The organism is Faecalibacterium sp. I4-1-79 (genome assembly GCF_023347235.1).
In the GTDB taxonomy this organism is placed as follows: domain Bacteria; phylum Bacillota; class Clostridia; order Oscillospirales; family Ruminococcaceae; genus Faecalibacterium; species Faecalibacterium tardum.
Window position 1 is genome coordinate 419,729 of record NZ_CP094467.1, and the last position, 10,988, is coordinate 430,716.

At 49.7% G+C, this 10,988-nt stretch carries 13 protein-coding genes; 11 read left to right on the top strand and 2 right to left on the bottom strand.

Annotated elements, in window-relative coordinates; translation table 11 throughout:
• Positions 1 to 14: 14 nt before the first annotated feature.
• A complete protein-coding gene (locus MTP36_RS02030; protein ID WP_154266053.1) occupies positions 15 to 152 on the bottom strand; it encodes a helix-turn-helix transcriptional regulator in 138 nt (45 codons plus the stop codon).
• A 267-nt stretch (positions 153 to 419) separates the two neighbouring features.
• Between MTP36_RS02030 and MTP36_RS02035 the strand changes: the two genes are divergently transcribed.
• The 10 genes from MTP36_RS02035 to MTP36_RS02080 all read left to right on the top strand — a co-directional run bounded on the left by MTP36_RS02035 (position 420) and on the right by MTP36_RS02080 (position 9,726).
• Positions 420 to 737, top strand: coding sequence for a DUF3847 domain-containing protein (locus tag MTP36_RS02035; protein ID WP_154266054.1), 318 nt, complete (start codon positions 420 to 422; stop codon positions 735 to 737).
• Between the two features lie 269 nt (positions 738 to 1,006).
• Positions 1,007 to 2,584, top strand: a complete 1,578-nt coding sequence (gene mobQ / locus MTP36_RS02040) for a MobQ family relaxase (protein WP_442900282.1) — start codon at positions 1,007 to 1,009, stop codon at positions 2,582 to 2,584.
• Between the two features lie 889 nt (positions 2,585 to 3,473).
• A complete protein-coding gene (locus MTP36_RS02045) occupies positions 3,474 to 3,815 on the top strand; it encodes a replication initiator protein A (RefSeq protein WP_249253148.1) in 342 nt (113 codons plus the stop codon).
• A 223-nt stretch (positions 3,816 to 4,038) separates the two neighbouring features.
• The gene (locus MTP36_RS02050; protein ID WP_005924684.1) at positions 4,039 to 4,221 is read left to right on the top strand and encodes a hypothetical protein; all 183 of its coding nucleotides are present in this window, start codon (positions 4,039 to 4,041) and stop codon (positions 4,219 to 4,221) included.
• Positions 4,222 to 4,314: 93 nt separating this feature from the next.
• Positions 4,315 to 5,940: a recombinase family protein gene (locus MTP36_RS02055; RefSeq protein WP_249253150.1), complete on the top strand. Its 1,626-nt coding sequence runs from the start codon at positions 4,315 to 4,317 to the stop codon at positions 5,938 to 5,940.
• A 103-nt stretch (positions 5,941 to 6,043) separates the two neighbouring features.
• Positions 6,044 to 7,750, top strand: coding sequence for a DNA topoisomerase (locus MTP36_RS02060; RefSeq protein WP_442900237.1), 1,707 nt, complete (start codon positions 6,044 to 6,046; stop codon positions 7,748 to 7,750).
• The gene (locus tag MTP36_RS02065) at positions 7,747 to 8,634 is read left to right on the top strand and encodes an LPD16 domain-containing protein (RefSeq protein WP_144166854.1); all 888 of its coding nucleotides are present in this window, start codon (positions 7,747 to 7,749) and stop codon (positions 8,632 to 8,634) included. The genes MTP36_RS02060 and MTP36_RS02065 overlap by 4 nt, the downstream gene beginning before the upstream one ends.
• Complete coding sequence (locus MTP36_RS02070; RefSeq protein ID WP_008396497.1) at positions 8,631 to 8,939, top strand: hypothetical protein; 309 nt, start codon at positions 8,631 to 8,633, stop codon at positions 8,937 to 8,939. The genes MTP36_RS02065 and MTP36_RS02070 overlap by 4 nt, the downstream gene beginning before the upstream one ends.
• Positions 8,926 to 9,519 carry a YodL domain-containing protein gene (locus MTP36_RS02075; RefSeq protein WP_098923454.1) on the top strand — a complete coding sequence of 198 codons (594 nt, stop codon included), beginning with the start codon at positions 8,926 to 8,928 and terminating at the stop codon, positions 9,517 to 9,519. The genes MTP36_RS02070 and MTP36_RS02075 overlap by 14 nt, the downstream gene beginning before the upstream one ends.
• Positions 9,520 to 9,726: a transposon-transfer assisting family protein gene (locus tag MTP36_RS02080; RefSeq protein ID WP_098923453.1), complete on the top strand. Its 207-nt coding sequence runs from the start codon at positions 9,520 to 9,522 to the stop codon at positions 9,724 to 9,726.
• Here the strand turns inward: MTP36_RS02080 and MTP36_RS02085 are convergent.
• Complete coding sequence (locus MTP36_RS02085; RefSeq protein WP_242958019.1) at positions 9,709 to 10,521, bottom strand: hypothetical protein; 813 nt, start codon at positions 10,519 to 10,521, stop codon at positions 9,709 to 9,711. The two genes, MTP36_RS02080 and MTP36_RS02085, sit on opposite strands and share 18 nt — an antisense overlap.
• Before the next feature lie 7 nt (positions 10,522 to 10,528).
• Here MTP36_RS02085 and MTP36_RS02090 point away from each other — a divergent pair, with 7 nt between their 5' ends.
• Positions 10,529 to 10,873, top strand: a complete 345-nt coding sequence (locus MTP36_RS02090) for a TnpV protein (protein ID WP_242958037.1) — start codon at positions 10,529 to 10,531, stop codon at positions 10,871 to 10,873.
• Positions 10,874 to 10,988: the final 115 nt, after the last annotated feature.

The following is a 10,988-nucleotide window of genomic DNA, read 5'->3' on the forward strand; positions in this document are numbered from 1 at the left end:
TTGGTGTGGTATCTTTAACTATGGGAAACTCCCCGCTCCCATTTTGAAACTGCTTTATCCGTAACATTTAGCTTTTGTGCAAGTTCCAGTTGTGTCCACCCCCTTTCCTTTCTTAATTCCGAGATGAGCGTACCAAATTTTTGACTATCCATGTCGATTGTCCTTTCTCTTGAACTGTCTCAATCCATATCACGTTTTCCGATTTATTTCCACCTACGATTTGTAGAGTCCTTCATTTACTTCTCTACTTTCTGTTTACTTTAAGAAAATGATCGTAACAGCGTCCATGTTTTCGCTCGCCACTTTTCCAATGGATTATGACAGTTTTAGCGAGAGATTATCCATATTGATTATGTGTAGTGTACCACGAACCAACAAAAATATCGAATGTCACTAATGCTGTAAAGGAGCGTGATGCCATGACCCAACCCAAAACCGACCTTGCCTACCTCCGCAGCGAAAAAGCCAAAGCAGAGCAGAAGCTACGCTCTTGCCAGCACCGGGAGAAAATCCTTGAGCGCAGGATGTCGGAGCTGAACCGGAGAGAGCGTGTGCATCGTCTTTGCACTCGTGCCGGAATGCTGGAAAGTTTTCTGGTCTGTCCGGGAGAACTGACAGACGATCAGGTGATGGAACTGCTGAAAATCTCGTTCCGCCAGCCTGAAGTCGTGCTGGCACTTGCAAAGATGGTGCATGATGTTCACGAACGCAGCAACGTCCAAAACCCTTTAGAATAAAGGGCGCAATTATACACCGTTCCGGTGAAATTGCGGTCTTGCAGACGGCTCGATGAAATCGAAGCTGGCGTTTGTGCGCCAGCCCGATTCCATCCCAAGGAAAACTGCATTTTCCTTGCGCTGCTTTGCAGCTATCCTTTTGCGGCTCCCGCCTAAGACCGAAGCGCATAGCACTCCGTTCTAAGACGGTGAGCACAACCGAATACAATTCCAGACCGTTCATCAAGAGCAATCTTGCTGGGCGGTCTTTTTGTTTGGAGGTGATGCCTATTCCGTGTCCGCATTTCAAAATTACCATTGTTAAGCGCAGCCAAGGGCAGTCCGCTGTTGCCGGGGCCGCTTACCAGAGCGGAGAACGGCTGTTCAGCGAGTACGACCAGAAAACAAAATTCTACAACAAGAAGAAAGAACTTGTCCACGCTGAGATCATGCTACCGTCCCATGCGCCGCCCGGATATGCAGACCGGGCAACGCTTTGGAACGCTGTGGAAGCCGTAGAGAACCAATGGAACTCCCAGCTTGCCCGGCGCATCGTGCTGGCGTTTCCGGTGGAAGTTCCGAAAGAGCAGTATCTGTCCATGCTCAAAGAATTTTGCAACGAGCAGTTTGTTTCCAAGGGCATGATTGCCGACTTTGCCATCCACGACAAGGGAGATGGAAACCCACACGCCCACATTCTGCTGACCATCCGGGCAATGGACGAACACGGCAAGTGGCTTCCAAAAGCCCGAAAGGTGTACGACCTCGACGAAAACGGTGAGCGCATCCGGCTCCCTTCTGGCAACTGGAAATGTCACAAGGAAAACACGGTGGACTGGAACGACCAGAAGTACGCCGAGGTCTGGCGGCATGGCTGGGAGACCATCACCAACCGCTATCTGGAAGCAGCTGGCAGACCGGAACGTGTTGATCTGCGCTCCTTTGAGCGGCAGGGCATCCAGCAGATACCGACCGTGCATCTCGGCCCCGCTGCACACCAGATGGAAAAGCGTGGAGTGGAAACCTTTCTCGGAAATCTTAACCGTGATATTCGTGCAGCCAACAGCCTGATGCAGTCCATCCGCAGCGCCATCCGTGGGCTGCAACGCTGGATCGCAGACCTGAACGAAAAGAAGCAGCTTCTTCTGGACGCTCTGGAAAAGGCGAAAGAACCCACGCTGTCCGACTTGCTGGTGGATTACTTCAACCTTCGCAATAATCAGCGGAGCGATTGGTCGAGCAGGGCGCAGATAAAATGTACTGCCCGTGACCTCAACGAAGTTATGCAGGCTGTTGATTATCTGAAAGCCCATTCTCTGAACATCATCGAGGATTTGGATACCGCAATTTCCAACCTGAACCAGACCATCGCCCCTCTCCGCAAGCAGTTGAAGCAGAACGAGAACCGTATGCGTTCGATTGCTCAAATCAAGGACGCTGCGGCCGTCCATGCCAAGCTGAAACCCGTCCACGACACTTTTATTAAGAAAAACTTTAAGCTGACCAAGGACGCTTACGCCGCCCAGCACAAGGACGAGCTGGACGCATTCAACAAAGCCGTTCGCACCCTGATGAAGCTGAACGGCAGCACAGCGGTGGATTTTTCGGCATTGGATGCCGAATTTTCTGCGCTGCAATCCAGCAGCGCAGAACTGCGTACCCAACTGGAAACCTTGCAGCCGGACATCTCCGCCCTGAAAAATATCCGCAAGTATATCGACATGGTGCTGAATAAGCAGCAGCTTTCCGCACCGGGCGGCAAGACCCCGGAGAAGGAATCGGTGCTGAAACAGCTGGAGCAGCTTCAGCAGAAAAAGTCCCACCACAAAACGACTTCCACTCCCCCAAACCGCGAAGAATCGCTCTAAACGATATTTCTGTCACCGATATGCTGTTGCAATCAGTGGCAGAAATACATAATTCGTTTTTGTTGGCTTTTGGCTATTCTCGTTGGCTAGTGAGTAAAGGCGCATTTTTAAGGTGGAAATTTTCTCCAACACCCCCCATTTTAGGCCACTTTTTCTGTTAATAGTAGAAACGCTTCTTTGAAGGCTAGTCATTTGTGACCTTTTTGTTAATTCTCAAAAAGATGGTTGTCTTTTGGTCTTTTTCGTCGGCTACCTATTGAGAGGATTTTTTCAAAGCCGGAGATTCGGCCTCAAGAATTACAATTCAATTACAAGTTTCTCACCAATGCTACGAAACAGGCGTTCTCGATGCCTACCAAGTGTAGGGCATCTTTTTCAAGACCACTTTCAACTTTAAGCACTGCCATTGTTGCAAAGTTCCGTCCTCCATCGGTCGCCCCATGGGTCAATGTTATTTTAATCAAACAGCCACCTCAACTATATTTTCCAAAAACTTTTCAACAAATTTCTTTTTCAGGCTATTTTTTGGCCGTTTTCGATGGCTCGTAAGTAGAGGGACAATTTTTCGGAAGCCTTAAATTCCGAAGATTTTCTATAAAACTCCGTTCTTTGAAAACAGAATAGTTCAATCGTCCGGTACTTCACAAAAGGTACTTCTGTAACTCGCAGCCCGGTCATAACGAAGACGGGGTGGCTGAAATGCCAATGGTGCGGTGCAAGCCCGCCGCCGGACGATTCCCCACTCCTAGGGAAGTCGAGGACCAATATGGGAGACCTTAACTTATTAACGCAGTTGAGCACTTGTTTCGTGCTTTTCTGCGACTGGAGAATTGGAACCCACCAATTCTCGTTACATACTCTTTGTTTCTGATTTCTGCTTCAGCTGGAGGTGATCAACATTTCAGAATATCTTACCACGCAAACTCCGCTGCCGCCGTTTCTCCCATACCCACGCTTCCTTTTGGAACTTGACCTGAGCCAGACTGCAAAAATGACTTATGCGCTGCTGCTCGACCGTGCCACGCTCTCGCAGAAAAATCTCTGGATAGATGAACGTAGTTTCGTGTTTGTCATTTTTACGATTTGCTCTTTGGCTGAGCAGCTAGGGCGCAGCACGGTCAGTGTTTCCAGTGCGCTTAAGGAATTGGACGCTGCGGGATTGATTGAGCGCAGACGAACGCGGTTTTCTTCGCCCAATCACATCTTTGTAAAAATTCCAAATGTTGAATAGTTCTGCGTTTTTCACGATTCAAGAACCGCCAAAATCACGATTCTGCGATGCAGATTCTTAATGGCATCCGCAAAAGATATTTTTCCTATGCAGTATAGCAGCCTTTAAGACTGTATCAAAGAAAACTTTCACCTAACCAACGTTATAAAACAAAAAGAGAAAAACGAATAGAATCCATCCATTCCTTTCCGTATTTGCACCACATGAATGAGGAGGTCTGCCCTTGAACAAAGAAAAATCTGAGAAGAAGCCCACTACACGCAAACGTGCGCCGAGAAGTCCGAAGTCCGTGCGCCTGATTGTGGAACGCCATTATATCGGCAACGTGCCGATGAATACGCTTTTTCAGCGGCTTGCGGAAGAAGAAATTCGTAAAACTGCCGAATCGTATCTCGCCGCTGGCTAATTGGACGTTTTACTGCGGAAAAGGGCTTGCATCATCACGCAGCATCCGCTACAATGTGATTGATGAGGTCTCTTTTCCATTATGGAGGTACACATGGAAAAGGACAAAAAAGTAACTGCTTTATACTGCCGGCTGTCAAAAGATGACGGTTCAAACAGCGAAAGCCTGAGCATCCGCACTCAAAAGGCGATGCTTATGGAGTATGCCACACGCAACGGTTTCGGGAATTGCCAGTACTATGTTGATGATGGTTACAGCGGTACGAACTCTGACCGCCCTGCCTTTCAGGAACTTCTGGATGATATCCGGGAAGGAAAGGTGGCAACAGTCATTACCAAAGACCAGTCCCGACTTGGACGCAACCACATCGAAACCGGAACGTATATGGAAATCTTCTTTCCTGAACACGGTGTCCGCTATATTGCAATCAACGATGGTTATGATTCCAACGAGCAATCTCAGATGGATATTGCCCCGTTCCGAAACATCATCAATGAAATGTACGCCAAAGACACTTCCCGAAAAATCAAGAGTGCCCTTCGGACACGCAAGAAAAGCGGAAAGTATATCTCCAGCGGCGCACCGTTTGGCTACCAGAAAGACCCTGCCGACCACAATCACCTTGTGATCGACCCGAACACCGCCCCCGTTGTTGAGTATATCTATTCAATGGCAGAGGAAGGGCTGGGGCTTCACCGCATCGCCAAGCGGCTCCACGATGAAAAAGTCTTGAAGCCGTGTTACTACAAGAAAGAGATGTTTGGCCGCTTTATTGATGATGAAAAGATGTATGATTGGGACAGTGCCTATATCAGTCAGGTTCTGCACAGCCCGGTCTACGCCGGACACATCATCTATGAAGCCAAGCCCACCGTGTCCATGAAATCCAAAAAGCGGCGTTATATTCCTTTTGAAGAACGCGCTATCGTTCCGAATACACATGAAGCAATCATCCCACAAGACCGTTGGGAGAACGTGCAGCGAATCCTTTACAGCCGTTCCAGTAGTTTTATGTGCGATAAGACCGACTACGACAATATCTTCAAAGGCATCGTCCGCTGTGCAGACTGCGGCAGAACGATGTTAGTCAAGGTTGAGCACAGGCGCAAACGTAACAGTGTTCTGGATCAGACCTTTTATTGTTGCAGCACTTATCGGAAATATGGTGCGAAAGCCTGTGACTCTCACAACTTGGAAGCCCGTGTTCTGCATGAAGCTGTCCTTGCGGACATTCAGGCACACGCAAAGGCCGCTGTGAGCAATCGGGAAGCCCTTGTGAAGAAGATTGCAAATCAGATGCACCTCCGGATGTCCTCTGACCGGGCGCAGCACAAACGGGATTTGAAGCAGTGTAAAGCACGAATCGCAGAAATCGAAGACCTGTATGCAAAACTTTATGAGGACGTATCAAAGGGACTTCTCCCGGAGAAACGTTTTCAAATGCTTGCAGATCGCTACGACAAAGAACAGGCTGAACTGACCGAAAAGATTGAGCAGTACGAGCGGGAAGGCCGTGCTGAACACGATCAGCTGGACAAGATTCAGGATTTTATTGATGAAGTCAGCAAGTACGCTGGCATCACCGAACTGAACTATAAGATTCTGCATCAGCTGATTGACAAGATTCTGGTATCCAAAGCGGAAAAGGTCGATGGCGAATACGTCCAGAAAATCCAGATTTTCTACCGCTTTATCGGCCCATTGGATGCCATCGAGTAACAAAGTCAGAAAAGTCACCTCCGAGAACTATCCTACAGATGCAGGGCGCGAGGGAGAACTGATTTTCCGACTGGTTTACCATCAGTGCAGCTGCAAAAAGCCGGTGGAACGACTTTGGATTTCCTCGATGGAGGACAGTGCGATCCGGGAAGGCTTTCAGAAGCTCAGACCGGGAACTGAATATGATGCCTTGTATGAGGCGGCTTTATGCCGGGAGCGAGCAGACTGGATTGTCGGAATCAACGCCACCCGGCTTTTTTCATGTCTGTATGGTCAAACCCTGAATGTGGGGCGCGTGATGACACCAACGCTTGCGATGGTTGTTATGCGGGATGCAGCAATCCGGGCGTTCAAGCCGGAGCCGTTCTACTCGGCAGAATTGAAATTCCGGGATTTTCAAGCAGGCGGTGAGCGGATGAAAGAAAAAGCAGAAGCAGAAAAACTGGTGGCAGAGTGCTGTCAGGCAGGTAGTGCCATCATTACCAAGGTGGAGCAGAAAGAAAAATCAGAGAAGCCCCCAGCTCTCTTTGATCTGACATCGCTTCAGCGAGAAGCAAACCGGCAGCTGGGATTCACTGCCCAGCAGACCCTGGATTATACGCAGGCTCTGTACGAGAAGAAACTCGTGACCTATCCCCGTACCGACAGCCGGTATCTGACAGATGATATGGCACCGCTGGTGCCGGAACTTGTTTCCGTGATTCAGCAGAGCTTTCAGATTCAGCCGGATGCACCGGCACCGGTGAATGCAGCACAGGTCGTCAATTCCAAGAAAGTCACCGATCACCATGCCATAATCCCTACAAAAACAGCGGCGGGTTATGACATTTCCTCTCTTCCCAGTGGAGAACAGGCGATTCTTACCATGCTGGCGGTGCGGCTGATTTGTGCGGTAGGAACCCCCTGCCGCTATGCAGAAACCATAGTAGAAGCCGAGTGTGCCAGTCAGAAGTTCTGCACGAAAGGCAAAACAGTTACGGATATGGGCTGGAGGCGATATGCAGGAAAGGCAGCTGAAGATGCTGAGAAGAATGCGGAGGCGGGTGATCTTCCGGAGCTTTCGGAAGGCATGACACTGGAACTTGCCGGTGTCGATCTGAAAGAGGGCAAGACCAGCCCACCCAAGAGGTTTACCGAAGATCTTCTGCTTTCAGCGATGGAGAGTGCCAGTTCGGATGAATTCCCGGCTGGCGTAGAGCGAAAAGGCATCGGCACACCGGCCACACGCGCTGCCATCATCGAAAAACTGGTGCAGAAAGGCTTTATCGAGCGCAGAGGCGATAAGAAAACGAAATACCTTTGCTCTACGGATAAGGGAAATGCGCTGGTGACGGTGGTGCCGGAACAGATTCAGTCACCTTCCATGACGGCAGACTGGGAAGAAAAGCTGCTGAAAATAGAACACGGCGAGTATGACAGTGATGCCTTTATGGGTGAAATCAGCAACATGGTCAGCGGACTTGTCAAAACCTACGAGGCTGTGAAAGGTGCCGATGTGCTGATGCAGCCGGAGCGCAAGACCATTGGCTCCTGTCCCGCCTGCGGCAGCGATGTCTGCGAAACTACAAAAGGATGGTTTTGCAGGGATAAGAGCTGTAAATTTGCGCTCTGGAAAGAAAACAGGTTCTTTCAGACACTGGGAAAGCAGATGACGGAGGAACTGGCAAGGCAACTGTTAAATCAGGGGAAAGCACGACTTACCCATTGCTATTCCAAGAAGTCTGGACGTTACTATGACACAACCGTTCATGTAGAGACCGGCGAGGACGGTGCAGCAGCATTTAAGCTGGAGTTTGGAGGTAAAAAATGAGCATGAAAATGATGAATGCAGCTTATCTGGTGGATAATGTCGCTCTGCTTTCCTTGCAGGAAAAGCAGGACGGCGTGGAATTCCATTGCTTTGATATGGACAGCAAGGTGCAGATTGCAGAGGGACACATTGGCTGGGATGTGTTGGATAAACAGCCGTTTTCTACGCTGGAAGAAAGCGCGAGGATGGCGGCACTCCAGAAGATTCCCCAGCTTGCTGGTCTTGCTATTGCACCGGTAGCCCCGGAGATGCTGGAGCAGGTACGCGGCGGCAGAAAGATTCTTTGGCAGATGAAAAAGGCTGATCCTGAGCTGGAGAATGCTAAAAATATCCGGTTTATCACCAGCAGCTACGAGGATCGGTTCAAAATCCCGGATGGCAGCGCGGTGGAGATCGAGTATCCGAGTCGGAAGTTTTCGGCCCGCTGCGAATATATGGACGAATATCATCTGCGCCTTGGGTATGATGTTCTGCACATCTGTCAGCTGGCAGAAATGCTGGAACGCGGCGGCGGTACATGCCGCCCGGAGCCGCTGATTATGGAAGAGCGCAGTGCATGGGATTTGGGAAGCAAGGGCTTTCTTGCCATTCAGACCTGTGAGGACGGTTACGACTATACCTTATATCATAAGGACTTCATGGAAATTGACGGCGGCCAGATCGACAACCCAGAAATCAGCATGAATGCAGCCAGAGACCAGATTCTCTCGGATTATGGGTTCGGTGGCCGTACCATGACGCGGATTGACTATGATGAACTTTGTGATCGTGCAGAGAATGCAGAAAACAGCAGACGGGAATCTGTGCTGGGTAAACTCTCGGATTTATCGTCCAAAACGGATACGCCGGTGAAAGCTGCCAAGGCGAAGGAGGCGGAGCGATGAAGTACAAGCTTACGAAGGCGGAGCAGGAAACCGTCATCAATTTTGACAATGAACTGGATACCGCCAGTATTTACACCCATGACAGCCGCCTGATTAAGAAGCTTCGGGAACTGCGAAAACAGTATCCGGAGCAGTTTATTTTGGAGCACCGGGAGCATGGGTCGGTCACTTATACGATTCCGAAACGCTGCGTCGGTATCCGACCGCCTTATAGTGAAAAGCGGCGGGAACAGCAGCGACAGGAAGCAAAGGAAAACGGCCTGCCGTTTATGGAGAAGGGAGAAATGAACGATGGCAAGAATTGAAAAATGGGATGAAGTGCATGGAACGCAGGCACCGGACGAAAGAATGATGGCATTTCTCGACAGTGCTACCGACCAGTATGCGATTTTGCAGCTTCGCCGCAGCGAGGATACGGTATATGAACGCTTTTCGTCTATGCGCGAACTGGAACGGATGGGGCTGGAACCGGATATTGACCATTATGAGGTGGTGTATACGGCTCCGCTTCTTCCCTACAAGGATCAGAATACGATGTTGGAGGAACTGTATGCGAAATTCAATGTTTCCCGCCCTGATGATTTTACTGGGCATAGTCTTTCTGTGTCTGACATCGTGGCTTTACGGCAGAATGGTGTTGTAAGCTGTCACTATGTGGATTCCATCGGCTTCCAGGAACTGCCCGGATTTTTGAAACCGGAGAATTACCTGAAAGCCACAGAAATGGCAATGGAAGACGATTACGGCATGATTGACGGCGTGATCAATAACGGAAAGAAGGAAGAACCGGTGGAAAAAGCATCAGTTCTGGATCAGCTGAAGGAAAAGCAGGAGGCTGTGCCGCCTGCGCCGCCTCGCAGGTGCTGCGAAGAAAAGGAGTTATAAATGCGTTTTACGGATGACGAATGGATGCTCATGATGCTTTACAGCCCTGGCACACGGACAGGGCTGATCGAAGAGCTTCAAAAGATGCAAAAAAGTCTGACCGGCAAAGATAGAAATCTGCGCAGGTGGACGGCCTCGCTGCTTGCGAAACTGGCAGAGATGACGGATGCAGAATATGAGGCACTGGATTTATATCCGGACGAATAAAGGAGAGGAGGAAAAAGACAGATGATGACGAAAACGGCATATTATATGCAGATGGCACAGGAAGCTGCGGCGCAGATCACTGGCAGTAAAGAGCAGTGGACAGCATTTCTGACCACATCCGCACGGCTTTATAAGTATCCCTTTGCGGAGCAGCTGATGATCTATAAGCAGAGACCAGAAGCAACGGCCTGTGCAGAGTACGATCTCTGGAATGACCGGATGAATCGCTATGTGAAGCGCGGCTCCAAGGGCATTGCTCTTTTGGACATGCGCGGTGAGCAGCCGAGACTTCGGTATGTATTTGATGTGGCAGATACCGGAGAACGGAAGAATTCCCGTCCGGTACAGCTCTGGAAAATGAATGCAGAGCATGAGCAGCCGATTATTCAGGCACTGGATGCAGCATTTGATGTTCCTGCCGGTGCTGGGGCTCTGGAAAATCACATTATGAAAGCAGCGGAACGTCTTGCAAGGGATTACTGGGAGGAAAACCGCAGACAGATCAGCGACATCGTTGCGGATTCCTATCTGGAAGGGTATGATGAACTCAACATCGGAGCTTCCTTTAAGAGAGCTGCCGCTGTCAGCATCGCATATTCCGTCTTTACCCGGACGGTGGGCAATGCAGATGACTATTTTGAACACGAGGATTTTCTGGATATCTTTGATTTTAATACGCAGGCTGCCGCCAATGTGCTGGGAACTGCGGTCAGTGAAATGTCCAGTCAGATCTTCCGGGAAATTGAACGCACGATCCGAACCTATGAAAGAGATAAGCAGGCAGAAAGGAGCCAAAACTATGATGGAGCTGAATTACACGAAGAACGGCGATTACCTGATTCCGGACATCCAGTTGTCGGTGCAGGAACAGAAGCCGCTGGGCAAGTACGGGAGAATGCGCAGAGCGTTCCTGCAGGAGAACAACACGCTGCTGTACAATCACCTGATTCTGACCGAGAAACTGTATCCGCACCTGTGGGAGATTCAGGAGACCGCGACCGCACGGATGGAGCAGATGATGACGGAGCTTCTGAAAGCGAATCCGGCACCGGACAAGAAATCGAACCAGATGGCTTGGGTGCAGCACATGAACATGCTGAAAGCGCAGGCAGAGGAAGTCATTCTGACGGAACTTATCAACAGTTAAACTTTATGAGCCTGTTTCAGTCCGAAGCAGAGCAGATTCAGAAAATTGATGCGGCGGCAGAAAATGCAGCCATAGAAGCGGAGAGCGAAAAGCCCTCCGCTTTTGTCATTTCTGA